The 24,510-nt window shown below is 35.5% G+C and carries 19 protein-coding genes and 2 tRNA genes; 7 read left to right on the plus strand and 14 right to left on the minus strand.

Annotated elements, in window-relative coordinates; translation table 11 throughout:
* The 4 genes from G5B32_RS08450 to mazG all read right to left on the minus strand — a co-directional run bounded on the left by G5B32_RS08450 (nucleotide 1) and on the right by mazG (nucleotide 3,365).
* Nucleotides 1–951 (minus strand): efflux RND transporter periplasmic adaptor subunit, encoded by a 951-nt coding sequence (locus G5B32_RS08450; protein WP_165291108.1) that lies wholly within the window; start codon nucleotides 949–951, stop codon nucleotides 1–3.
* The gene (locus tag G5B32_RS08455) at nucleotides 932–1,633 is read right to left on the minus strand and encodes an ABC transporter ATP-binding protein (protein ID WP_165291109.1); all 702 of its coding nucleotides are present in this window, start codon (nucleotides 1,631–1,633) and stop codon (nucleotides 932–934) included. The genes G5B32_RS08450 and G5B32_RS08455 overlap by 20 nt, the downstream gene beginning before the upstream one ends.
* Nucleotides 1,634–1,681: 48 nt before the next feature.
* A complete protein-coding gene (locus G5B32_RS08460; protein WP_165291110.1) occupies nucleotides 1,682–2,188 on the minus strand; it encodes a pyridoxamine 5'-phosphate oxidase family protein in 507 nt (168 codons plus the stop codon).
* 367 nt (nucleotides 2,189–2,555) lie between these two features.
* Nucleotides 2,556–3,365, minus strand: a complete 810-nt coding sequence (gene mazG / locus G5B32_RS08470; RefSeq protein WP_165291111.1) for a nucleoside triphosphate pyrophosphohydrolase — start codon at nucleotides 3,363–3,365, stop codon at nucleotides 2,556–2,558.
* Between the two features lie 94 nt (nucleotides 3,366–3,459).
* Here mazG and G5B32_RS08475 point away from each other — a divergent pair, with 94 nt between their 5' ends.
* The 3 genes from G5B32_RS08475 (at nucleotide 3,460) to G5B32_RS08485 (ending at nucleotide 5,029) form a co-directional block, all read left to right on the plus strand.
* On the plus strand, nucleotides 3,460–3,765 hold the full coding sequence (locus G5B32_RS08475; RefSeq protein WP_165291112.1) for a hypothetical protein: 306 nt from the start codon (nucleotides 3,460–3,462) through the stop codon (nucleotides 3,763–3,765).
* Nucleotides 3,766–4,314 (plus strand): DUF1543 domain-containing protein, encoded by a 549-nt coding sequence (locus G5B32_RS08480; RefSeq protein ID WP_206366845.1) that lies wholly within the window; start codon nucleotides 3,766–3,768, stop codon nucleotides 4,312–4,314.
* A 70-nt stretch (nucleotides 4,315–4,384) separates the two neighbouring features.
* Nucleotides 4,385–5,029 (plus strand): MgtC/SapB family protein, encoded by a 645-nt coding sequence (locus G5B32_RS08485; protein WP_165291113.1) that lies wholly within the window; start codon nucleotides 4,385–4,387, stop codon nucleotides 5,027–5,029.
* Nucleotides 5,030–5,086: 57 nt separating this feature from the next.
* On the opposite strand, the gene G5B32_RS08490 is transcribed toward G5B32_RS08485, so the two are convergent.
* From G5B32_RS08490 to G5B32_RS08505, 4 genes are all read right to left on the minus strand, one after another.
* Nucleotides 5,087–6,760 carry a sodium/sugar symporter gene (locus G5B32_RS08490; protein WP_165291114.1) on the minus strand — a complete coding sequence of 558 codons (1,674 nt, stop codon included), beginning with the start codon at nucleotides 6,758–6,760 and terminating at the stop codon, nucleotides 5,087–5,089.
* A gap of 30 nt (nucleotides 6,761–6,790) precedes the next feature.
* Nucleotides 6,791–7,948: a galactokinase gene (galK, locus tag G5B32_RS08495; protein ID WP_165291115.1), complete on the minus strand. Its 1,158-nt coding sequence runs from the start codon at nucleotides 7,946–7,948 to the stop codon at nucleotides 6,791–6,793.
* A gap of 2 nt (nucleotides 7,949–7,950) precedes the next feature.
* Nucleotides 7,951–8,988 (minus strand): UDP-glucose--hexose-1-phosphate uridylyltransferase, encoded by a 1,038-nt coding sequence (locus G5B32_RS08500; protein ID WP_165291116.1) that lies wholly within the window; start codon nucleotides 8,986–8,988, stop codon nucleotides 7,951–7,953.
* A gap of 146 nt (nucleotides 8,989–9,134) precedes the next feature.
* Complete coding sequence (locus tag G5B32_RS08505) at nucleotides 9,135–11,681, minus strand: TonB-dependent receptor (protein WP_206366846.1); 2,547 nt, start codon at nucleotides 11,679–11,681, stop codon at nucleotides 9,135–9,137.
* Between the two features lie 484 nt (nucleotides 11,682–12,165).
* Here G5B32_RS08505 and G5B32_RS08510 point away from each other — a divergent pair, with 484 nt between their 5' ends.
* Entirely contained in the window at nucleotides 12,166–15,450 is a 3,285-nt protein-coding gene (locus G5B32_RS08510; RefSeq protein WP_165291117.1) for a carboxypeptidase regulatory-like domain-containing protein, read from the plus strand.
* Between the two features lie 116 nt (nucleotides 15,451–15,566).
* On the opposite strand, the gene katG is transcribed toward G5B32_RS08510, so the two are convergent.
* Both katG and G5B32_RS08520 read right to left on the minus strand, forming a co-directional pair.
* Nucleotides 15,567–17,849 (minus strand): catalase/peroxidase HPI, encoded by a 2,283-nt coding sequence (gene katG, locus G5B32_RS08515; protein WP_165291118.1) that lies wholly within the window; start codon nucleotides 17,847–17,849, stop codon nucleotides 15,567–15,569.
* A 341-nt stretch (nucleotides 17,850–18,190) separates the two neighbouring features.
* Nucleotides 18,191–18,264: transfer RNA gene (locus G5B32_RS08520), tRNA-Arg, on the minus strand.
* Between the two features lie 211 nt (nucleotides 18,265–18,475).
* Between G5B32_RS08520 and G5B32_RS08525 the strand changes: the two genes are divergently transcribed.
* The 3 genes from G5B32_RS08525 (at nucleotide 18,476) to G5B32_RS08535 (ending at nucleotide 19,769) form a co-directional block, all read left to right on the plus strand.
* Nucleotides 18,476–19,000 carry a YceI family protein gene (locus G5B32_RS08525; RefSeq protein ID WP_165291119.1) on the plus strand — a complete coding sequence of 175 codons (525 nt, stop codon included), beginning with the start codon at nucleotides 18,476–18,478 and terminating at the stop codon, nucleotides 18,998–19,000.
* A 91-nt stretch (nucleotides 19,001–19,091) separates the two neighbouring features.
* Nucleotides 19,092–19,176 (plus strand) — tRNA-Ser (locus tag G5B32_RS08530).
* 305 nt (nucleotides 19,177–19,481) lie between these two features.
* Nucleotides 19,482–19,769 carry a hypothetical protein gene (locus G5B32_RS08535; protein WP_165291120.1) on the plus strand — a complete coding sequence of 96 codons (288 nt, stop codon included), beginning with the start codon at nucleotides 19,482–19,484 and terminating at the stop codon, nucleotides 19,767–19,769.
* 280 nt (nucleotides 19,770–20,049) lie between these two features.
* Here G5B32_RS08535 and G5B32_RS08540 read toward each other — a convergent pair whose 3' ends face one another.
* The 4 genes from G5B32_RS08540 to G5B32_RS08555 all read right to left on the minus strand — a co-directional run bounded on the left by G5B32_RS08540 (nucleotide 20,050) and on the right by G5B32_RS08555 (nucleotide 24,423).
* Nucleotides 20,050–20,745 (minus strand): DUF4397 domain-containing protein, encoded by a 696-nt coding sequence (locus G5B32_RS08540; RefSeq protein WP_165291121.1) that lies wholly within the window; start codon nucleotides 20,743–20,745, stop codon nucleotides 20,050–20,052.
* Between the two features lie 199 nt (nucleotides 20,746–20,944).
* Nucleotides 20,945–22,132, minus strand: a complete 1,188-nt coding sequence (nhaA, locus tag G5B32_RS08545) for a Na+/H+ antiporter NhaA (RefSeq protein WP_165291122.1) — start codon at nucleotides 22,130–22,132, stop codon at nucleotides 20,945–20,947.
* A gap of 34 nt (nucleotides 22,133–22,166) precedes the next feature.
* Nucleotides 22,167–23,507 carry an ABC transporter permease gene (locus tag G5B32_RS08550; RefSeq protein WP_165291123.1) on the minus strand — a complete coding sequence of 447 codons (1,341 nt, stop codon included), beginning with the start codon at nucleotides 23,505–23,507 and terminating at the stop codon, nucleotides 22,167–22,169.
* A complete protein-coding gene (locus G5B32_RS08555; RefSeq protein WP_165291124.1) occupies nucleotides 23,494–24,423 on the minus strand; it encodes an ABC transporter ATP-binding protein in 930 nt (309 codons plus the stop codon). The genes G5B32_RS08550 and G5B32_RS08555 overlap by 14 nt, the downstream gene beginning before the upstream one ends.
* Nucleotides 24,424–24,510: the final 87 nt, after the last annotated feature.

Raw genomic sequence — 24,510 nt, forward strand, 5'->3', positions numbered from 1 at the left:
TTATCTTATTCTAATACTGCAATCTACTTTTGCATTGATGGTTAAATTCTTACCTTGGTCAAGACGGATCTTTATTTTTCGAACCCTTCTATCTTCGCCTTCGTTTGCACTTTCGTACAAAATGGATTTATTCGATAGAATCGGATTTGCATAGAATATCGTTCCTTGACCTAACGTATCTTTTCTACCCACAGGAGATATAATTACTTTCTGTCCGAACTGAATGTCATTTGCAAAAAGTTCATCCACTTCAGCTTCAATAATGGGATTTTCGATATTGATAATTTTTCCCAATTCCTGCGAAGAACCTATACTTTGACCTAATTTAGCCGTAAGATCAGTTATAATTCCTGTACTTGCCGCTTTGACTGTGAAGTCTGAAATTATATTTTGTGCTTTATTGATTTGAATTTGTTGTTCTGATTCAGTCAATTTCTGTGCACTAAGTTGCTTGCGTAAACCACGTAAGTTTGCTTCTTGCTGTTGCCAATTGGAGTAATCGGTTTCTAATTTTTCTTTAGTTTCGGCATTTTTGGCAACCAAGAGTTTTGAAGTTTCGTATTTTTCTTTTAGCTCTCGGGCATAAATTTCTGCTTTGGCAATATCCTCCGCTATGGTTTTGTTTTGTGCTCGAAGACTATTCAGTTGTGCTGTTGCTTGTTTTACATCCAATGAAGAATTCCCATATTCCAATTCGAATAGTATTTGATCTTTTTGAACAGAATCTCCTTCTTGTACAAATAGTTTAGCTATTCTACCTGCTGTAGCACTAGAGATAATAGCATAATCTTCCGCCGGCACTACTTTACCAATCGCTTTGACTTCATTGACCTCTTGCAGTATCTGTTCATTTGTTTTGCTATTTTCATTTTCCTTTTTGTCGGACGAACAAGCATACGCCAATGAACCCAGTATTAAAATTAAACACAGGTTATTTATAATCTTCTTCATTTTTGATGGTATTGGAAACTTGACCTTCTTCCACATATATAACTTTGTCTGCAAACTTCCGTAAGCGCAGATCGTGGGTAACAATAATAATAGCTTTGCCGCTGGTCGCTAAAGATTTTAATTCGTTCATAATTACTTCAGCACTTTTAGAATCTAAAGACGCGGTAGGCTCATCGCAAAGTATCATAGATGGATTTGTCACTAATGCACGAGCAATTGCCACTCGCTGCTTTTGTCCTCCGCTTAATTTTTTTGGAAGGTTGTACATCCTTTCTCCTAAGCCAACTTCATGCAATGCTTTTTTTGCTTTTTCTGTGGCTTCAGCTTTTGGAATACCTTGTAAAATCATGGGTTGCTTGACATTTTCAAGTGCATTAAGAGGTTCGATGAGGTTGAATTGTTGAAATACAAAGCCAATTTCGCGAAGACGAAGATGTGCTAAATCTGATTCTTTCAGTTTAGTTACTTCTTTTTCTTTGTAAAAGACTTGGCCCGAAGTAGGGTAGATGACGCAACCCAGAATGGAAAGTAAAGTAGTCTTTCCACTTCCGGATGGCCCCATAATTAGTGTCAATTTGTTTGTCTCAAAACTAATAGTAGTTTTATCTAAAGCTGTGATGGTCGTATCGCCAGTTTGGTAAATTTTGTTTACATCTATAAGTTTTACGATTTCTTTTTCCATCAGTAGAACTCGACTAAGTGTGAAAGTTTTTGAGACACAATAAATATACTAAATATTTAATTCTCCTTCACGTCCAACATCTACTTTTTGACCTGTTACAGCTGCTGAAGCCACTTTTACTAGCGTCATAAATTTGTTGGTCTTGGTATCCCAATAGTGTGCATCCAAAGGTGTTACTTTTAATACACGAATAGTTGGATCTTCTTTTCCTCTTTCAAAGTAGACTTCCACAAATTTGCTCCAATACTTTTCAATGCGTTCTTGATCTCTGCTTGCTTCGGCAATACCATCAATGCTTACAAATGTGTATGATCCGGGATCTCCAAAAGCTAAAGAAATCTTAGGATCCACCTCAAGATTCTTATATGTTTCACTGTCAGATGATATCAAATACCAGATATTACCTTCTTCATCCACCTCTTGACGACTCATAGGAGTCTTATAAGGGTATTGTGCTCCTTTCGGGTAGGTGATCATCATCGCTACGTCAATACTATCAATCAATTCTCTTAATTTTTCGATAGCTTCTTGATTACTTAAATTTTCTGTACTCATATCTATATGTTTTGATATAAAACAATTTTAACCCCCAATATGTTCTATAGGTGGAGGTCAATATTTATGATTTTACAATTAAATCCCACTATCTATGTCGATACACCACTGGGAAAAGGGCACGCTTTATTTATAATTGATTATGGAATGCATCAAAACTCATGCTGGGTAGTTACCTTGGAGAGCAATGGAATTGTCAAGCATTTTGATGCAAACGATGTTATTATTTGTACAAACTTCACTTATCATATCAACAACGAAAGAAATGGTTTCGAAGTGGAACATGCGTCGTGATTGTTATGCAATGGGTGAAAAAACAAAAGGTTGGAAATGTATTCCAACCTTTTGTTTTTTTATGAAAGGAAGATTATAATCCTTTTGCTTTTGCTTCATTCCAGAATACATCCATTTCTTCCAAAGACATATCCTGCAATTTCAATTCTCTTGTAGCAGCTTGTTCTTCTAAATAAGTAAATCGGCGAATGAATTTCTTATTAGTACGTTCTAAAGCATTTTCGGGATTGATTCCAATATGTCTGGCGTAATTCGTCAATGCAAAAAGTAGGTCCCCAAATTCCTGTTCTGCTTTTTCAATATCAATATTCGTGTTTTCGACGATGTTGTATTCCGTTTTGAACTCTTGCAATTCTTCTTCAACCTTTTTCCAAACTTCCCTTTTATCATCCCAATCAAAACCAACACCACGCACTTTATCTTGGATACGGTAAGCTTTTACTAGCGCAGGAAGACTTTTGGGTACTCCCGAAAGAACTGATTTATTGCCTTCTTTCAATTTGATTTGTTCCCAATTGGCTTTGACATCTTCGTCATCATTAACTTGAATGTCTCCATAAATATGGGGATGTCGAGTGATTAATTTATCACAAACTGAATTTAAGGCATCGGTGATGTCAAATGCATTTTGTTCTTCGGCAATTTTAGCATAGAAGACCATGTGCATGAGCAGGTCGCCTAATTCCTTTTTGACTTCGTCAAGATCATTTTCCAATATAGCATCCGCTAATTCATACATCTCTTCGATAGTGAGATGGCGAAGACTTTCCATCGTTTGTTTTTTGTCCCAAGGACATTCGATGCGTAAGGTATTCATTACATCTACTAATCGTTGAAAAGCGGAGGATGGAGTGTACTGAGTTTCGGGAGCTTGATGTGCCATAGTAATTTGATTGTGTACAAATTTACGATAAATGAAGTTAATCTAAACACTATGCTATACTTATCTGTTATACTGCTATAATAATACGAGAACTATGGAAACTAAATATGATTATCTCACTACAGCTGCGGCTTTAGAAGAATTAAAAGAATTAGGCTACGATAAAGATTTTAATATCGATTTTGATGAATTGCTTTTCTATGCAGAAGATTATGTGATAGACTATTTGTATAGATACGAAGGTATTACAGACCCAAGTGACGAATCAACAGTTTATGGACTACGTAATGTCAAGTCAGGAACAAAAGGCGTATTTGTGGTTGGAGATTTATCTTTGGTAGAAGGAAAAAAACGAGATATCATTATTAACTTAGAGATTAAATCAAAATCTCAAGCTTAAATGATCGATTTATACATGATAATTTTGGGATGTAATCTTAAAAACCGTTTTACAGAACAACATGATGTGTTTTTTGATATAGCTCCTTCCATAAAAGAACTAAAACAAAATATGTATGATTTTTGGCCCGAAGCTGGAGAAAAATTACACATTGATTCGTACAGAACTGTTCGAAAAGTTGATCAATATAAAATTCAGATCGTTAATAAAGATGAAACCATTAAAGATAATGGTCTTCATCTTTATTTTTTGAATTTGGGTGGCTATAAGCCGCAGGATATGGAAGAATATCATTATAAGCAACTTGTCGTGGCTACTTCAATGGCAGAAGCCATAGCTAAAGCGAAAAAAGATGTATTTTGGAGTCACCATAAGGAGCCACACGTGGACAATAAATATGGAATAGATGTAGATGATGCTTATTTAGTTGATGATATGTTAAGTCCAGATTTTAGGTTTAAATATAAAATCCATATTACCGCAAATGATGAAAATTTAGCTGAAGATGAATTGCATATAGGCTATTTAAAATTAAGCCGATTAAATTAGGAGAATTAAATTTGCCTATCTTTTGTCTAAATAATTCTGTTTCTTTGGATTATTAATCTATTATTTTGTTATGTTAGAATCTTTTCTTGAAAACGAACATTTTCATTCCATCTTAACTTCAATTGCTTGTGGTGCTATCGTAGGTTTAGAACGCGAATACAAAAATAAATCTGCAGGTTTTCGTACGGTTATATTAATATGTTTTGGGGCAACGATCTTTACATTGGCTTCTCGAATGGGAAATATGTCAGATGATCGAATTGCAGCGAATATTGTTACAGGAATAGGTTTCCTTGGTGCAGGTGTGATTTATCAGGGAAAGTTTTCAGTTCAAGGTTTAACTACTGCCGCTGTTATTTGGACGATGGCTGCTATTGGAATGGTTGTGGGATTTGGTAATCATTTGGCAGGAATTTGTTTAGCTATTGCTATGGTAGTTATTTTATCTTTATTTCAAAAAATTGAAACCTTACTGGCTTCTATTTTCTTGACAAGAACCATTCACATTACTTTCAAAGATAATTCTATCGAGCATCTACGCTCCTTAGAACAATTTTTGGAAACACACGAAGTCGAAGCGACAAGGAAAGGTATGGAAAAGGATGAAAATAGGTTAGAGGTAGTTTTTGAAGTTTCTGGAAAGCGTAAAAATGTGAGAAAACTAAATGAATCTATTATTCAGTTGGAATATGTCTATGCGTTTAGCAATATGTAAAAACTAAAAATGCGCTCCATATTGGGAGCGCATTTTTAATATAAGTTATTTTTATTCCTACCAGAAAGCAATATATAATGCCGCTGTAAGTCCAATTACGATCAAAGATAAAACCAGAAAAGTAGGGGACATTCGGAACATTTTTGTATCGATTTCCAGCCCATTAGGAACTACACCTTTTGCATTCTCATAAAGACTGATAATCACCATACCAATTACACAGAATAAGAATACAATAGTCATTCTATCCATAAATGGAATCTCATATACTCCATCCACAGGAATAGCAAAATTGATAACAGAAAGGAATTCTAAATCCATCAACTGACCAGAGAATTTCAATATTACAGAGAAAATGAAACCACCGATTGTTGCGAATAGTGCAGCGTTTGATGTTGTTTTCTTCCAGAAGAAACCTAAGATAAACATCGCGAAGATACCTGGAGAAACAAAACCTGTATATTCCTGGATGTATTGGAAACCTTGTTTTCCTTCACCCATTAAGGCGTTACCAACTACTAATGCAAGTAATGTTCCTAATAACATAGAAACGATAACAGAGATCTTTCCTACGTTCACCAATTTACTTTCACTCGCATCCTTGTTGATTGCTTTTTTGTAGATATCTAAAGTAAAGATAGTGGCAATACTGTTTGCTTTACCCGCTAATGAAGCTACGATAGCTGCTGTTAATGCTGCAAATGAAAGACCTTTTAATCCTGTAGGCAATAATGTTAATAGTGCTGAGTAAGCTTTGTTTGGATCTTGAGCACCGCTACTCGTTAACAATAAATCAGGGTTAATAGCGCTCATATCATTTTTAATGATGTAATATACCGCGATACCTGGAATTACAACGATTAGAGGCATTAACATTTTTAGGAATGCAGCAAATAAAAGACCATTACGTGCTGTAGGTAAAGAAGCACCTAAAGCGCGTTGTGTAATATACTGATTACATCCCCAGTAACTTAAATTCGCAATCCAAAGACCACCAATTAACACACTGATCCCTGGAAGATCCATATACCCGTGCTTGTCTGGTGTAAAAATCATATCGAAATGTTCTGAAGCTCCTGTTTGTAATTTAGAAAGACCAGAGAAAAATCCTTGACCTTCCGAAACAATATCTAAAGCAATATAAGTAGCTACAAAACCTCCAATTACTAACACTAATACCTGGATTACATCAGTGTAACCGATTACTTTCATACCACCTAATGTGATAATAACGGCAAATATGGAAAGTAAGATAATACATGTACTCACATCTATACCCGAGATACCTGCTATCGCTACAGCACCTAAAAATAGAATAGACATTAAATTTACCACGATGTACAACATCAACCAGAATACCGCCATAATCATGGCTACCGTGCTGTTGTAGCGCTGATGAAGGAATTGTGGCATCGTGAATATCTTATTTTTAAGATATACAGGCATGAAGAATATCGCCACCACAATCAGCGTAATAGCTGCCATCCACTCATAGGCTGCAATAGCAAGTCCTACGGTGTAGCCTGAGCCACTCATACCGATGAATTGTTCGGCTGAAATGTTGGAGGCAATTAAGGAAGCTCCAATAGCCCACCAAGTAAGGGAACCTTCAGCTAAGAAATAATCTTTTGAATCTTGAACTGCTGATTTCTTTTTATAGTAAATGTATAATCCGTAGCCCGCTACAATTACAAAATAGACTATAAATACAATGTAATCTTGAATTTGCATAATATTAAATTGGTTGTTAGTTTAGGGTGATTAAAGGATTTCATGTGTCCCGTTTGATATAGAAACCTTAATCGGGATTAAATTTAAATTAAATTTATTAAAATACAAATTACTTAATTTATCAATTACATTTTGTGATTTTCCTTTTTCAATAATATTGATCGTGCATCCACCAAATCCACCGCCCATCATACGTGCTCCCGCAACTTCAGGGTAAGTAGAAACAGTGGATACTAAAAAGTCTAATTCTTCACAGCTTACTTCATACTCTTTACTCAAGGCCCAATGCGCAGCGTATAAAAGCTGACCTAATGTTTTAATATCATTGGATTTTAAAGCTTCAGCAGCTTTCAATAGGCGTTCGTTTTCTTCTACTACGAATCTTGCTTTTTGATAATATTCTACTGAGACAGGTTTTACCAATTCGTCCAATTGTGCTAATGTCACATCGCGAAGAGATTCTACTTCGGCATATTTTTCTTTTACTAAAGCTACTGCTGATTCACAAGCCTCACGTCTTTTGTTATAAGCAGAAGATGCAAGAGAATGTTTTACATTCGTATTCAATAATAAAATTTCGTAGCCATCTAATTCAATAGGAATATATTCGTAATCCAAACTGCGACAATCCAATTTGATTAAGCTATTATCTTGTCCAAATACAGAAGCAAATTGGTCCATGATTCCGCAACGAACGCCTACAGCCTCATGCTCTGTTTGCTGTCCAACCTTTGCAATGTCTAATTTGCTAAGATTCAAGTCAAATAATTTACTCAAAGCAAAAGAAGTGGCGCAAGTTAACGCTGCTGATGAGGATAATCCTGATCCCAGGGGAACATTACCGACAACCACAAGATTATATCCAGAAATTTTATCAGACTTTTTGCTCAATATACGTGTAACGCCTAATATATAATTCGTCCAAAGTTCTGGGCCGAATGTAAGTGAAGTCGTATCTGTATCATATTTTTCATTGTAATCAATAGAAAATAACTCGATTTTGTCATCTTCTCTTGCTGAAATTCCAATGTACACACCTTTATCAATGGCGGCTGGCAATACAAATCCATTGTTATAATCTGTATGCTCACCAATCACATTAATTCTCCCTGGTGACTTTACAATAATTTGAGGTTCACTATTAAAAACACGTTGAAAGGTGTCTTTAATTTGGTTATCTAAACTCATATTTACGCTTTTTTATAATGTATAGTGCTTTGTTTTTTAATAATGTCAGCTGCGGTTTCAGGTGTGATATCACGTTGAGGACCGCCTAGCATTTCGTATCCAACCATAAATTTTTTTACGGATGCCGAACGAAGGAGAGGAGGATAGAAGTGCATATGCCAATGCCATTCTGGATGTTCTCCGTCATTTACTGGAGATTGATGCATACCTCCCGAATACGGAAATGATGTGCTAAATATATTGTCATAACGAATAGTCAATTCTTGTAATGTCTTAGCCAGATCTTCTTTTTCTTCAGCTGTGAATAGACTGATGTTTTGAATATGACGTTTGCTGATAATGATTGTTTCAAAAGGCCAAGTTGCCCAATAAGGAACTAATGCTACGAAATGGGTATTATCTATTATGATTCTTTCTTTAAGACAAAGTTCAAGATCTAGGTAGGCTTTAAGCAACGATACACCATTTTTCTCAAAATACTCTTTCTGTCTAGCTGTCTCGATCAAAATCTCATTTGGCAATGAACTCTGAGACCAAATCTGTCCATGGGGATGCGGATTGCTACATCCCATGATAGCACCTTTGTTTTCGAAAATTTGAATGTATTTGATCCAATCTTTTTGAGATAATTCCACGAATTCATTTTGCCAAAGATCCACTACTTTCAATATTGATGGAACATCCATCTCAGGTAATGTTAAATCGTGTCTCGGTGAGAATGTGATTACTTTACAAATTCCTCGCTCTGCTGTAGCTTGAAGTAGATCTGCGTTGTTATATGTCCCTTCGGATGTGTTTTCTAGAATAGCAGAAAAATCGTTTGTAAATACGTACGTGTCTTTATAATCTGGGTTTTCCGTACCGTCAGCTCTTTTGTTGGATGGGCATAAATAACACGTAGGATCGTATTGCGGTCGATCATCTGTCGCTACATCTTCAACTTTACCTTGCCAAGGTCTGTTGTTTCTGTGTGGCGAAACTAATACTTTTTCACCCGTCAATATATTTAGACGGTGGTGAGGTTGATTAAGGTCTAACATGTGAGTAAGTTTATTGGGGGAGCAATTTAGCAAAAAACTTGGTTTGTTTTAATACATAATTAATTTTTTTATGCTCATAAAGCAAAAGGGGCTTCAATATAATTGAAAGCCCCTTTTCGAGATAAATATCTAGTGTGTGATATTTCTTAGAATGTGAATTTCACTGAACCGCTCCAAGTACGTCCCCAACCTACTAATACGTAGTTTGAAGTATTAATACCTTTCCAGTACTCAGTAGTGGCTGTAGCATCCATATTTGAAGTAGCATCAGATAAATAGAATTTATCAAATAAGTTATTCACGTTTACACGGAAACTAATTGCGTTTTTATCGCTGATTTGTACTTTGTAAGATATACCAGCATCTACTAAATCGTAGTTTGGCAATTTCAAAGTAGCAGCGTTTGAAGGCAATGAACCGTATAATCTTTCGAATCTTCTGTAATCTCCGTCCACTGATAATCCGTTGGAGATGAAGAATTTTAGACCAGCACCATAAGATGTTTGAGCAGCATCACCTACTTTGATACCAGTAAGGTCTCTTTGTGTTTCTTCTAATACTTCACGGTCTTCATTACGTAAGATTGAGTTAGAGATACCTTCGTATTTCCAGTCACCTACTGATCCGAAACCTTTAACTTGTAAGAAAGAAAATGGTTTTGCAGCAACTTCTAATTCCAAACCTTTGTGGTCTTGTTTTACACCGTAGTTTGTAGTATAGATAATTTCACCTAATTGAAGGTTTTTACCCATTGCAGTGTATTTGTTTACAGCACTTTGGTTTGCAGTTTGTGAACTACCAGTTACACGGTTAGCCCAAGTAGTTTTGTAAGCATTTACAGCAACATCTACGTATCTAGAATTGTATTTATAACCTAGTTCTAAACCTAAGATTTCTTCGTTAATAGCGTAAGGATTTACAACATTTGTGTAATAAGCGAAGATGTTATTTTGGTATGGTTGACGTGAGTAGAAACCAGCGTTACCAAAAATTGTATGTCCACCTAAAGTATAGCTCAAACCACCTTTTACGTTGTAACCAAAGTTGTTAACGTCTTCAGAGTCTTGATTTCCTTCAGTATATTGGAATACGTCTTTACGGCTATTGTGTTGTTGTGATAATGAACCTTGGAAGAATGCAGTGAAACCGTTTTTAGCGTATTCGATTTGACCGAATAAACCAGCATAGCGGATGATTTGGTTGTAATCCCATGCTAATCTATCTTCGATAGAAGATGGTTTGTCAGTCCAAGTTTTCCAAGGATTCGTAGAGAATTCATTAGAAACATTAGTAAGACCTGGTAAAAATACATTACCTGTATGTGCAATGCTAGAAGCACCTAATAAGTCAGTTACTTGTCTGTAGTGTTCACCTTTGTAATCACGTAAATCGAAACCAACATTAAAGTTTAAGTTTTCGTTCAACTCACGGTTGTAATTTGAAACGATACCATACCATTGGTGGTTGTTTACGTCAGCTGCTAAATAAGGAACTTTTGCAGAAGTAGCATCCGTACGAGAAGATTGACCACCACCACGTGCCATTGAAGCATATACTACAGTTCCTAGAGTTGATTTATCTGAAATTTTCCAGTCCCAGTTTAAGTTAGCTACTGGTTTGTGGTAGTAGTTTTTACGGTAGTTAGTTTCTGTACCGTTTACAATTACCACATTGTCATTGTATTTTCTACCTTCAGATAAGAATTTTGATAATCTACCAGTGTAACCTTGATTGTGCCATTGTGGAGCACCAGTTACCATTAAGTTTAAGTTGTGGTTCTCGTTTACTTTGTATCCAACAGATAAGAAGTAGTTTTGACCAGCACCTTCTGTTTTGTTCATGTAACCATCACCTCTCCAGTCTGTGAACATTGCTGATACAGCGAAACCATTTTTCATCAAACCAGTGTTGTAAGCGATAGTTGATCTACGCAACATGTCATTACCTACAGTACGTTTTACAAAACCACCTTCTTTCATATCAGTAGATTTTGTAACAAAGTTAATTGTACCACCTACAGAGGAAATAGCTAATTTAGAAGAACCTAAACCACGTTGGATTTGTACCAATGAAGAAATGTCCGAAAGACCACTCCAGTTAGACCAGTACACACGACCGTTGTCCATACCATTGATAGGCTGACCATTCAATAAGAATGCAGTGTTTGATTGGTCGAAACCACGTGTAGTCATTGACGACTCACCAAAACCTTTAGCTTGACCACCTACATATACTGAAGGTGTATTAACTAAAGTAGCTGAGATATCTTGCCCACCTACTTTCTCTTCAATCTCTTGTTGTTTGATTGTAGATACAGCGATTGGAGTTTTACGACCTTCTGCAATATCAATCAAATTTCTACCTACAACAATAATTTCATCAAGTGATTGCTCAGATGTAGGTACTAAAATAATTGTACCGATAGGAGCTGTAGAAGAGAAATTAATTTGTTGAGTTTCGTGGCCGATGAATTTGATTTGAAGTTGGCCGTTGGATTGGTTTGTAGTCAGAGAGAAGTTGCCGTTAGCATCTGTTGAGGTGCCTTCTTTACTTCCAGCGACTAAAATTGTGGCACCAGCAACTGGCTGTTTGCCATCGGTTACTTTACCAGTGATTACCTGTTGGGCTAATGCAACATTACTGGTAAGCATGAATGCCACAGAGGCATACAAGAGGGTAGATTTTTTGTTCATCTTTTTGAGATAAATATTAAATTGGTTGCAAAGGTAACTTATTTTTTTTGAAGTGTAAAATAATGTTAAATCATAACTAAAAGCTATTTAAAAAGTTGTTTAAAAAAGTCAATAATTAATTTATAAATGCCATTAATTTCATTTGAAACTATATTAATATACACGGTAAGAATTTGATTCTTAATAAGAATGTTTGTTAAACAACAATGAAGATAGCCGATGATTATAAAAGTCATGTAAATGTAATTTTTTTACACAATGAGAACTTTTCTTAACTCTAATGTTGAAGAAAAAAAAATATTTATTTGAGAATATTTTAATTAAATAACCTTTGTTTTTTTGGATTAAGATAATATGCCATATTTTTTTATCTTTTCTTCAAAAGTCAGTAGATTATGAATATGTTAAGTTTTTGAGATGTGTTAAAATTTGTTAAAATAAATCCTAATTTTACACCATCATTAGCTAAACAAAACAAAACCGCATGAAAAAAAATCTACTTTTTTTTGCGCTGCTATTATCCAGCTATGGCATAGTAGAAGCACAAGTTACCACCAGTAGTCTTAATGGTGTAGTTACCCAAACCACAGGCCAATTTACTGCAGGCGCCACCATTAAAGCAACGCACTTACCCTCAGGAACAGTTTACTCAAGCTCAGCAAATGCGCAGGGACGTTTCAATGTTTCGAATATGCGTGTGGGTGGGCCTTACCGTATTGAGGTGAGTTATGTAGGGCAGGACAAATTAGTATACAATGATGTATACTTACAACTAGGTCAGCCTTTTATACTAAACCCTGTGTTTGGTGAGGCAGCTACAGCCTTGGACGAAGTAACTATTACAGGTAGTCGTCGTAAAAGTGACAAAAATGGTGCTTCCACAGTGGTAGGTCGTTCACAGATAGAAAACTTACCTTCTATTTCTCGTAGTGTTAACGACTTAACACGTTTAACTCCACAAGCAAATGGTACAGCCATTGGAGGTGGTAACTACCGTGCAAACAATTTTACGGTCGATGGGGCTAACTTTAATAATCAATTTGGTATAGGACAAAATGTTCCTGCAAATGGATCTCCTATATCTATTGATGCAATTGAACAGATTGTCGTTAATGTGACACCTTTTGATGTACGTCAATCGGGGTTTACAGGTGCGGCAGTGAATGCTGTTACTCGATCTGGACGTAATGATTTTTTTGGTTCCGCTTTTTATACAGGACGCTCAGACCACCAACAAGGTGTACGTGTTAAAGATCGTCAAGTGGCAATAAACGAAATGCAAGAAAAACAATATGGTTTTAGTTTAGGTGGCCCTATTATTAAGAACAAATTATTTTTCTTTGTAAACTTAGAGCAAAATAAAACTACAGAACCAGGCCCAACTAAAGTTGCAGATGATGCTAACAATATACAATTTGGGTCAGGTAATACATCTATAGCAAGACCTACATATCAATTTTTGGATGAAGTACGCAATTATTTAATTTCTAAATATGGTTATGATCCAGGTGTTTATCAAGGTTATTCAAATAAGAGTAATAATGATAAGGTATTTGCAAAAATCGACTGGAATATAGCAGATAATCATAAAGTAAATTTTAGGTATAATCAAGTTAAAGGTAAGTCTCCTTCACAAATTAGTAATTCATTTACAGGTTCGGGATTGTCTAATCTAAGTCGTACAGGTTCAAATGCATTACACTTCTCTAATTCAAACTATTTCCAAGAAACCAATTTGTATTCTGGAGTAGTGGAGTATACTGGTAAATGGGGGAATACAAATAATACATTGCGTGCAGCCTACGTACATCAAAACGAACCTCGTTCATCAGCGGGTGATGACTTTCCTTTAGTTGATATTAAAGATGGAAATAATATCATTACTACGTTTGGTTATGAGCCGTTTACATATGGAAATTTACGTGATGTGAAAACTTTGACATTATACTATGATGGAGTATGGTCCGTTGAAAATCATCAAATTACTTATGGCGCACAATATGAAGGGAGTACAACTAAAAATGGTTTCCAACGCTTTGGTGCAGGATACTATTTATATAATTCATGGAGTGACTTTGTAAATGGAAATAAAGCAGCGAATTATGTGTTGACTTTCCCACTAACAGAAGATGGCTCACAAGCTTTTCCTTCTTTTAAATTTGCTCAATATTCTGCTTTCATCCAAGATGAATATTCAGTTAACAGTAAATTGAAATTAACTGCAGGTTTACGAGTTGAAATGCCTACTTTCCCAAATATCTCTGCAATGAAGACTCATCCTTTAGTGGAGCAATTGACATTTGCTGACGGTATTAAATTGAATACAGGAGCGACTCCAAAATCAAGAATAATGGTTTCACCTCGTGTGGCATTTAATTATGATGCGTATGGGGATAGATCCTTAATTTTCCGTGGAGGTTCAGGTGTGTTTACAGGTCGTATTCCATTTGTATGGATAGTAGCACAATCGGGTGATGCGGGTATGTTGCAGTATACACAGATTTTTGCGAATAATGCTATTCCAGATTTTAATCCAAATATCAAAGCTAATTTCCCAAGTCCTCTTCCAGCTGCAGGTAGTTCGATTCCTAGCAGTGTTTCAGCAATGGATAGAAATTTGAAATTCCCTTCGACATGGAAGTCTTATTTGGCTGTTGATCATACTTTACCTGGTGGTATTATCGGGACAATAGAAGCTATCTACAACAAAGATATTAATGCGGTGGTAGCTAAAAATGTGAATTTAGTTGAACCTACTCAATTGGACATTGCAGGGTATGGTGATACTCGATTCATTTACCCTAATGCAACAGCAGATAAATATATTAATAAATTGAATTCTGCAGGTCAAGCTGTTGCAAATGGAACAAATCGTTTTGATCCTACATATATGACTAATGCAAAGGGGGGACATTATTATTCTGTCACAGCCCAATTGCAAAAAAATAACTGGAATGGACTTTCTGCTTCCTTATCTTATACTTATTCAGCGGCTAAAAACTTCGGTGATGGAGCGGGAGACCAAATTGCCAATTTATGGTCAATTCCTCCAACCAACACAGGTAATCCAAATGTTCCATCTTTAGGATATACGACCAATATTGTTCCACACCGTGTGGTGGGATTTGCTTCTTATACTAATAGTTGGATAGGAAACTTAAATACAACAATGACATTATTCTATTCAGGATCTTCTACGGGTAGAATGAGTTATGTTTATGCTGGTGATTTTAATAGAGACGGTAATAGTAATAATAATGATCTTATTTATATTCCGAAAGATGCATCCGAAATCCAATTTGTTGACATAGCTTCTGGAAATAATAACTATGGAGGAAGAGGTTATACAGCACAGGAGCAATCAGAAATTTTCTTCGATTTGGTAAATAATGATGATTATTTAAAGACAAGAAAAGGTAAATATGCTGAACGTAATGGTGGTATTATGCCTTGGAGAAATCAATTTGATTTTCGTTTAGCGCAAGAGTTATATAAAAATATAGCGGGAGGAAATAATTCTTTAGAATTTTTCTGGGATGTATTCAATATTGGCAACTTGTTCAATTCTAATTGGGGAATATATAAGTCAGCTAGTACGCAATTGTTAAGACCTCAAAATACAAGTGCTATCACACCTGATGGAACCACAAAACCTAGATTCCAATTGAATTATAACAACGGAGATATCATAAGATCTACAACATTTAATAATGAATCTATATCATCTACATATTACATGCAGTTTGGTATAAAATTCAAATTCAATTAATAGAAAGCATTTGAGTTATTTTAAATAATTCTCAAAGCTAATTACTAAACAAAAGCAAGGAAGCCCCGAATTTTCGGGGCTTCCACATTTTAAAGAAGTGTGTGTGTTATTATGTATTAAGCTAAATCAAATCTGTCTGCATTCATTACTTTATTCCAAGCAGCAACGAAATCGTTAACAAATTTATCTTTTGCATCTGCAGAAGCGTATACTTCAGCAATTGATCTTAATTCAGAATTTGATCCAAATACCAAATCATTACGTGTGCCAGTCCATTTTGCTTGTCCTGTTTTGCGATCTGTACCTAAATAAGTTTCTTTAGATTGATCCATCGCTTTCCACTGCGTGGCCATGTCCAATAGATTCACAAAGAAGTCATTTGTTAATTGACCAGGTCGATCGGTGAAAATACCGTGATTTGAATTATTGAAATTGATGTTAATAGCACGTAGACCACCAAATAATACAGTTAATTCTGGAATTGTCAAGTCTAATAATTGTGCTTTGTCAATTAATAATTCCTCAGTAGAGACTGCAGGATTGTTGTATTTGCGGTAGTTTCTAAATCCATCAGCCACCGGTTCTAGCCATTTGAATCCATCCACATCAGTTTGTTCTTGTGAAGCATCTGTACGACCAGGAGCAAAAGGAACTGTAATGTTATGACCTGCCTCTCTAGCTGCTTTCTCGATAGCTGCTGCACCACCTAAAACAATTAGGTCTGCTAATGATACTTGTTTGCCTGATTGGCTAAACTTAGCTTGTAAACCTTCTAAAGCAGTTAAAACTTTACCTAATTGAACAGGGTTGTTTACTTCCCAGTGTCTCATAGGTTCTAAACGGATACGTGCACCGTTAGCACCACCGCGCTTATCCGAATTACGGTATGTAGAAGCCGAAGCCCAAGCTGTAGACACTAATTCTGAAACAGATAAACCTAAACCAAGAATTTTTTCTTTTAATATAGCAATATCAGAATCACTTAATGTGTAGTTCTCAGCTTTTGGAAGCGGGTCTTGCCATACAAAATCTTCTGCTGGAACTTCTGAACCTAAATAACGAGATTTTGGTCCCATATCACGGTGTGTCAACTTAAACCAAGCTTTTGCAAATGCATCAGCGAATTCGTCTGGATTTTCTAAGAAACGACGACCAATTTTCTCATATTCTGGATCGAAACGTAAAGCTAAATCCGAAGTAAGCATTGTCGGTCTAATTTTTTTGTTTGGATCGTGTGCATGAGGAATGATTTCACCTACATTCTTAGCGACCCATTGATGTGCTCCTGCAGGCGATTTTGTCAATTCCCATTCGAATCCATATAAGTAGCTCAAGAATAAGTTAGACCATTCTGTAGGCTTACTTGTCCAAGTTACTTCTAATCCTGATGTAATGGTATCGGCACCTTTACCTGTTCCGTACGAGTTAGCCCATCCCAGCCCTTGTGCTTCTAAATCCGAACCTTCTGGATCAGATGCAACATGATCCGCTGAAGCAGCCCCGTGTGTTTTTCCGAAGGTGTGACCACCAGCTATCAAAGCTAATGTTTCTTCATCATTCATACCCATTCGGCTAAATGTATCGCGAATGTCTTTAGCTGAAGCAATAGGGTCAGGGTTGCCATCTGGTCCTTCAGGGTTTACATAGATAAGCCCCATTTGTACCGCTGCTAATGGATTTTCTAAATCTCGAGACTGGTGTTTTTCGCTGTTTGTATCTTCAACGATAATTGTTCCATCATCTTCATCGCTATTTACACCTGTGGAACCACCTTTACCGTATCGAAGATCACCACCTAACCAAGTTCTTTCTGAGCCCCAATACACATCTTGGTTTGGTTCCCACACGTCTGCACGACCACCGCCAAAACCTAGAGGCTTGAAGCCCATAGATTCTAAGGCTACATTACCTGTTAGAATCATTAAATCTGCCCAAGAAATTTTGCGACCATATTTTTGTTTGATAGGCCATAGTAAACGACGTGCCTTATCTAAGGATACGTTGTCAGGCCATGAATTCAATGGTGCAAATCGTTGTTGACCTTGGCCACCGCCACCACGTCCGTCTTGTATACGGTACGTTCCAGCGCTATGCCAAGCCATACGGATAAATAATGGACCGTAATGTCCAAAGTCAGCAGGCCACCAATCTTGTGAATCTGTCATTAAAGCATGAAGATCCGCTTTCAAGGCATCTAAATCTAATGATTGAAACTCCTTCGCATAATCAAAATCTTCACCCATTGGGTTAGTTTTGGTATCATGTTGCTTTAGGATATGTAAGTTAAGCTGGTTTGGCCACCAATCTTTATTTTGGGTACCACGTCCGGCTGCATTATTTTTTTGCATGGATCCATTGTGAAATGGGCATTTGCTGATGTCATTTGAACCGTTTTCCATATTCTAATTGATTAAATTTTTTTATTATTTGTGTTTGTGATTTGATATAAAATTAAGCAGAAAACTCTGAGTAATAAAATAATAAAACTTTATTCAATATAGTTATAATTTATAATACGTTTATATGTTATTAATTTTTATCTATATTTATTGCTAAAATAAGATTGCAAAATGTTTTAAAACTTGGATTCTTATAAAAGAAGAATATATATTAAATCAGCTTTAAAAGAGTTTCAAAGTAGTAAGATAGGTATTTACTAAATGATAACTCCGCTAAGGAAGAACTTGGAATAGGGATATAAAAAAAAGTCCTCCAGAAATCTGAAGGACTTTGAAAGAAGTACGCCAAAAGGGATTCGAACCCCTGACCGACGGTTTAGAAAACCGTTGCTCTATCCAGCTGAGCTATTGGCGCTTCCCTTTCGGTAGTACAAAAGTAGTATTTTGTAGATTATTTCCAAAATATATATGCCAAATTTTGCTTATATTTCAATAACTATTTGCTAGACAATTGAATAAATTTTACTGAATTTCTTAATCTAGATTAAGAAATCGAATAGCAAGGGCAATCTATCTTTGTAGGACACAGAAATAAATAATATTCATCATTTAATATAGACTTAATTATGGCAAATTGGCAATTAGACCCAGCACACAGTGAATTAGAATTTAAAGTTCGTCACATGATGATTTCTACTGTAAAAGGACAGTTTAAATCATTTGAAGTAAATTTAGAAAATGCTTCCGATGACTTGACTCAAGCACAGGTAGAAGTAAAAATAGAAGTCGATTCTATCGATACTAAAAATGATCAACGCGATCAGCATTTAAAAAGCTCAGACTTTTTTGATTCAGCAAGCAATCAATTTATAACTTTCAAGTCTACTTCAGTGGCAAAAGAAGATGACGATGAATATAAAGTAACTGGCGACCTTACGATCAAAGGAATTTCTAAATCTATTACTGTAGATGTAGAATTTGGAGGTGTTGCAAAGGATCCTTGGGGTAATGATAAAGTGGGATATACGGTAAGTGGTAAAATAAATAGAACGGATTTTGATTTAACTTGGAATGCGGCTTTAGAAACAGGAGGGGTAATGGTGTCAGAAGAAGTGAAATTTTCAGCAGATTTACAATTTGTAAAATCTTAATATCCAGCGGAATGTTGTTCTAATGCCCTTTAAAAGCATTTTATTTTAAAATAAATTTTGCAAATCAGGGTAGAATTTCTACTTTTGTGGCGGAGAGTTGGCAGAGTGGTCGAATGCGGCGGTCTTGAAAACCGTTAACTGTCACAGGTTCGGGGGTTCGAATCCCTCACTCTCCGCAGAAAATGCTTCATCGAAAGATGGAGCTTTTTGCATTTATCCCCCCTTCAAGAACTTAAATCTCAAAACATTTTTGAGTAGAAGCTTTATCCCTCCTGTATAGCCAGTTTTATACGATAATTTCTGTATATGATTGTTACTTATTCCTTTTCCTGAAAGATTAAAGGTTGATTATGTGTGAGATTACGGTTTCCCGTATTTAGGAAGAATTGATTTATAGTATGTTTACACGAATGCCAATATGTCTTAATTTTTAGTTAATAGCTGAATAAATATTTAAGCATATAAATTTTACAAGATAACTATGAGAACAGAAATTATAAATGCAATTAAAAATCAACAGATAATTAAATTATATTATGAAGGAGAATTAAGAATAGTAGAACCTTATTGTTATGGAAAGACTACAGTGGGTAATGAAGGCTTGCGAGCTTATCAAATTTGTGGATATTCTTCGTCTGAATCAATAGGATGGAAAATGTTTGATTTGGGTAGAGCCGATGATGTTGCTATTACAGAACACAATTTTATAATTAGAACTGGCTATAAAAAGGGAGAAAAAGGAATGTCTGTTATTTTCGCTGAAATTTGATTATGTAAAAAATATAGAAATTCGGGACGATGTGCATTGGGCTAGTCCTTTGAAATAGGTGTGGATTATATAATTGGAGAGTTGAGGATCGTTAAGGACTTGAAGAAGACTTATATGAATCCTTCGAAAAGCAGTAATTAAACATAGTAAACCAAAGAAGACTGGGGTTTATGGAATGAATTTAATCCCTCGTGTAAAGGCTAATATTTAGAAATACTACTCTTAAATAAAAAAGGTCTTAAATACTTTAAGACCTTCATGGCAAATTTATATTTGGGATTTAATTTCTGTATTGTTGATGAGCAATAAGCTCATAGGTGTTTTCCGTGTTGTGCTTTATTAATATCAAGGTATAATACATTCCTGTACTCAAATTGATATCTTTTTCAGCTAAAGTGTCACCTGCACTATTTTTAGCTATTAATTTCTTTTGACCTGATAATTGTGATACAAATTTGAAGCTATTATTTGAAAGCGTATTGCCATCGTAGGTACGGTTTGCAAAAACTTCATTTTCTCCTATGTATAAATCAACATTAATCTTGTCGTAAGCTAGATTCACAAAACGAATCCCCGAATTAGTAGATAAGTTATTTAGTAATGTATCACTGACCACATGCTGACCTACTTTATTTTCAGCTTTTGAAAAAACGATGGAGGTATATAAAAGGCTATCTTTAATAGTGTAGGTACTGTCGATTAGAATTTTGTTGGTAGGGTCTATAGTTTGAATTTTTCTGTTTCCTGGGTAGAGATAAACAAAATTGATTCCTTTAAATGGAAGCGGATTATTCATGGTCTGAATAAAGTTGTTGTCCGCTTTGTGAATAATGGAATTAGAACCTGTATGCACATTAATCATTGTGAAACCCGCTTGAGGAATGTTAGGAGAATTAAGATCATCCTTCAGGCAACTTGTCATCACAAATGAGCATGCAATTGCTAAAAAAAGTAATTTTAAAATATGTGTATTCATAAGACTGTTGTTTTAATGCTTTTATAGATAAAACGCAAGAACAACATGTTTAGCTACACATATACTAAGAAAGGCATCCCATTTTTATGAGATGCCTTTCAAATAAGAGTTTAAGTTGATTATATTATTGTAAATATACCTTCCAGGTTAATGATATTTCCTAATCTGAAATTTAATATATTTTTTTGTAGCTATCTAGCTATAGCTTATCTATTTGTGCGTTTTTCTTACCTAATGCTGAAAGGTAGGTATAACCTAGAGTTCCAGCCAGTAAAGATGCTACAAGTATAGCTAATTTTGCTTCTTCGATATGTAAAGCGTCTGAGAAAGAAAGCATAGCTACGAAAATAGACATCGTAAAACCAATACCTCCGAGTAATCCTACACCAAACATATGTTTCCAGCCTGCGCCTTCAGGTAAGGAGGATAAACCAGATTTGACACATAGCCAACAGGTCAAAAGAATTCCTACAGATTTACCCACAATAAGTCCCAAAATAATACCTAATCCCATTGGTGACGTAAGACCGCCTAACATATCTGTACTTAAGACAATAGCCGTATTGACAAAAGCAAAAATCGGAATAATAATAAAGTTCACAGGTTTAGCTAATAGATGCTCTAATTTTTCTAATGGAGACTCTTTCTCGTCTGGAGTTGTAGGTAAAGTCATCGCAGTAAGTACACCCGCAATGGTGGCGTGAATACCCGAGTGATGGATAAAGTACCACATAAAAATTCCAGGAATGATATAAGCTAGGATGTTCTTTACTCCAAATTTGTTGAAGGCTAATTGTAAGGCGAAAATTCCTCCAGCATACAATAAATAAGTATAATGTAAATCGGAAGAATAGAAAATAGCAATTACGAGAATAGCTAATAAATCGTCCACGATAGCTAAAGCTGCTAAAAATACTTTTAAGCTTGCTGGTACACGTTTGTCCAACATCGATATTACCGCTAAAGCGAAAGCAATATCAGTAGCCATTGGGATACCCCAACCATGATGCGTATCTGCATTATGGTTAAATATGGCATAGATAGCAGCAGGCAATAAAGCACCACCAATGGCAGCGAAGATTGGAAGTGCAGCTTTTTTAGGTGAAGCTAATTCTCCTTCTACTAATTCGCGTTTGATTTCTAATCCTACTAATAGAAAGAAAATAGCCATAAGACCATCGTCAATCCATTGTTTTATACTGTAATTAAGTTGAATAGATTCATTTTCAAAACCTAACGTAGTAGATAAAAAGGTAAGTAAACCTTCTCCTAAAGGTGAATTGGCAATAATTAAAGCTAAGACAACGCAAATAAATAAAATTATTCCTCCGCCAGTGCTGGACTCGAAAAACTCTTTGAATGTACGTAAATTAATAAGTTTTGACATGATATGTTTTTGTGATTTCTGATTGTAAAAGTAATTAACTTTTGTATTTAAACCATTTTATAAGCTCTTTGTAGCTGGCTTTTTTTCCATACATTAATATGCCTACACGATAAATACGCGCTGCAAACCATGTAGTTAGAATAAATCCTAGGATTAATAAAATTGCCGAAATAATGATTTGCCACGTTGGAACTCCAAAAGGTATTCTAACTAACATAGCAATTGGAGAGGTAAAAGGAATAAAGCTTAACCACATTGCGACCGAACCATGTGGGTTGTTTATTAACACTCCAAAAGAAAGGGCATAAGTTAATAATAAGGGCATTGTAATAGGAAGTGTAAACTGTGAAGCTTCGGTTTCACTATCTACTGCCGAACCTACTGCCGCAAATAATGCACTATATATAAGGTAGCCTCCCAAGAAGAACACAAAAAAGCAAACTACTATCTCCGTTAAATTCAAGGTTTGTAATAAGCCTATAATTTCAGCGAATGTTTCTCCATCAAAAGAAGAGGAAGTTTGATCTATTGGTGTATCCGCCATCCCAATCTGTTGCGTTTTGTTTTGCATCAGTTGATTTGCCAAATCTTCTTTTGAAACAATAGTGCTGGATGCTATACCTGCTAAGGTAATAGAAACAATAATCCATAGCGCAAACTGCGTCAAACCGACTAAACCAATACCTATAATTTTTCCCATCATGAGCTGAAATGGCTTTACTGACGAAATTATAACCTCAATAATACGGCTGTTTTTTTCTTCAATAATACCCCGCATGACTTGGGAGCCATATAAGAATAAAGAAATATATACCAGAATCGACAGGGCCAACGAAATAGCCATGGCAACTTCCGTGTTGGATTCTGTGGCGGTTCCATCTTTAATTTCTTTGGATTTGATAACCACATTGGATTTAATAGCGCGACGCATATCTTTAGTTATGCCATAAGATTCATATTTTTTGTCCTTAATTATACGATTAAGGCTGTCGCGAATCTCAGCTTCAGTCGAAATGTTTGGTTTGTCTACAGACAAAAATTCTACAGATTCACGATCGTAAAAATCTCTCGGGATATGAAGAATACTTGTATTGTCTTTTGCTGAGTTGATACTCTTTATCTGTTGTTGTATATCTTGATTTTCTTTCAGATAAGTAACGTTTTTTGAAGAATTTAATTTGTTGATGACATCATTAGTGTCATCCACGATATAGACTACAGTGTGACTTTCGTCAAAGCTTTTTTTCGTTAGAAAAATAACGCCGACGTACATGGCTATAAAAAATAACGGTACTAAAAAAGTCGTAAGTAAAAAGGATTTTTTGCGAACACGTGTCAAATATTCACGTTGTATGATAAGTTTAATTTTGTTCATGAATGATTTCCTGCGTTTGTGTTACCTTTTCAATAAAAATATCGTGAATAGTTGGAATAATTTCCTTGACTTGATTAATCATGACTTGCGGAATGAGATAGTTCAAAACGTCATTCAGCTGATATGGCGAATTAATTTTGATTTTTATCTCCACATGATCTTGTTGTGCCGTCAATTCCAACAAATCATAGAGTGGGTTTTCGTGGCTGACCAATTTTCCAGTAGGTGTAAATTCAATAAAGTATGATTGGTTTTGGTATTGTTTTTTGATCTCTTTTACCGAACCATCCAACACTTTCTTAGATTTATTAATCAAAGCAATGTTATCGCACAGCTCTTCTACGGTTTCCATTCGGTGGGTAGAGTAGATGATAGTAGAGCCATTTTTATTTAATTCGAGTATTTCGTCTTGTATGATTTGTGCATTGACAGGGTCGAAGCCAGAGAAAGGTTCGTCCAATATAATGAGCTTAGGTTCATGTAGAATAGTTGCTATAAACTGAACCTTTTGTTGCATTCCTTTGCTTAGATCTTCAATTTTTTTGTCCCACCAAGTGGTAATGTCTAATTTCTCAAACCAATATTGCAGACGTTTTTTCGCTTCAGATTTACTTAAGCCTTTTAACTGGGCTAAATATATCATCTGCTCGCCGACTTTCATCTTTTTGTATAATCCTCTCTCTTCTGGAAGGTAGCCGATTTGTTCGATATGTTTAGGCGAAAGAAGTTCATTATCAAAATATATTTCTCCAGAATCAGGAGCAGTTATTTGATTGATAATACGTATTAAGGAAGTTTTACCAGCCCCATTAGGCCCAAGGAGTCCAAAGATTTTTCCTTCAGGAATATCTATCGAGACATCGTCTAATGCACGGTGATTGGCGTACTGTTTAACTATGTTTTTTAAGATTAACATTTTTTAATAATAGGTCGACTAAAATACTAATTATTACCCGATGTTCGATGTGGTAAATTGCCTGCTTTTAGATTTCTTAAAATAAAT

It is taken from the genome of Sphingobacterium sp. SGL-16, from assembly GCF_011043515.1.
GTDB lineage: Bacteria > Bacteroidota > Bacteroidia > Sphingobacteriales > Sphingobacteriaceae > Sphingobacterium > Sphingobacterium litopenaei.

What these genes read in the sequence shown, in the direction of transcription:
- G5B32_RS08450 (WP_165291108.1), bottom strand. Translation starts at nt 951, where the DNA reads ATGAAGAAGATTATAAATAACCTGTGTTTAATTTTAATACTGGGTTCA.
- G5B32_RS08455 (WP_165291109.1), bottom strand. Translation starts at nt 1,633, where the DNA reads ATGGAAAAAGAAATCGTAAAACTTATAGATGTAAACAAAATTTACCAA.
- G5B32_RS08460 (WP_165291110.1), bottom strand. Translation starts at nt 2,188, where the DNA reads ATGAGTACAGAAAATTTAAGTAATCAAGAAGCTATCGAAAAATTAAGA.
- mazG (WP_165291111.1), bottom strand. Translation starts at nt 3,365, where the DNA reads ATGGCACATCAAGCTCCCGAAACTCAGTACACTCCATCCTCCGCTTTT.
- G5B32_RS08475 (WP_165291112.1), top strand. Translation starts at nt 3,460, where the DNA reads ATGGAAACTAAATATGATTATCTCACTACAGCTGCGGCTTTAGAAGAA.
- G5B32_RS08480 (WP_206366845.1), top strand. Translation starts at nt 3,766, where the DNA reads ATGATCGATTTATACATGATAATTTTGGGATGTAATCTTAAAAACCGT.
- G5B32_RS08485 (WP_165291113.1), top strand. Translation starts at nt 4,385, where the DNA reads ATGTTAGAATCTTTTCTTGAAAACGAACATTTTCATTCCATCTTAACT.
- G5B32_RS08490 (WP_165291114.1), bottom strand. Translation starts at nt 6,760, where the DNA reads ATGCAAATTCAAGATTACATTGTATTTATAGTCTATTTTGTAATTGTA.
- galK (WP_165291115.1), bottom strand. Translation starts at nt 7,948, where the DNA reads ATGAGTTTAGATAACCAAATTAAAGACACCTTTCAACGTGTTTTTAAT.
- G5B32_RS08500 (WP_165291116.1), bottom strand. Translation starts at nt 8,988, where the DNA reads ATGTTAGACCTTAATCAACCTCACCACCGTCTAAATATATTGACGGGT.
- G5B32_RS08505 (WP_206366846.1), bottom strand. Translation starts at nt 11,681, where the DNA reads ATGAACAAAAAATCTACCCTCTTGTATGCCTCTGTGGCATTCATGCTT.
- G5B32_RS08510 (WP_165291117.1), top strand. Translation starts at nt 12,166, where the DNA reads ATGAAAAAAAATCTACTTTTTTTTGCGCTGCTATTATCCAGCTATGGC.
- katG (WP_165291118.1), bottom strand. Translation starts at nt 17,849, where the DNA reads ATGGAAAACGGTTCAAATGACATCAGCAAATGCCCATTTCACAATGGA.
- G5B32_RS08525 (WP_165291119.1), top strand. Translation starts at nt 18,476, where the DNA reads ATGGCAAATTGGCAATTAGACCCAGCACACAGTGAATTAGAATTTAAA.
- G5B32_RS08535 (WP_165291120.1), top strand. Translation starts at nt 19,482, where the DNA reads ATGAGAACAGAAATTATAAATGCAATTAAAAATCAACAGATAATTAAA.
- G5B32_RS08540 (WP_165291121.1), bottom strand. Translation starts at nt 20,745, where the DNA reads ATGAATACACATATTTTAAAATTACTTTTTTTAGCAATTGCATGCTCA.
- nhaA (WP_165291122.1), bottom strand. Translation starts at nt 22,132, where the DNA reads ATGTCAAAACTTATTAATTTACGTACATTCAAAGAGTTTTTCGAGTCC.
- G5B32_RS08550 (WP_165291123.1), bottom strand. Translation starts at nt 23,507, where the DNA reads ATGAACAAAATTAAACTTATCATACAACGTGAATATTTGACACGTGTT.
- G5B32_RS08555 (WP_165291124.1), bottom strand. Translation starts at nt 24,423, where the DNA reads ATGTTAATCTTAAAAAACATAGTTAAACAGTACGCCAATCACCGTGCA.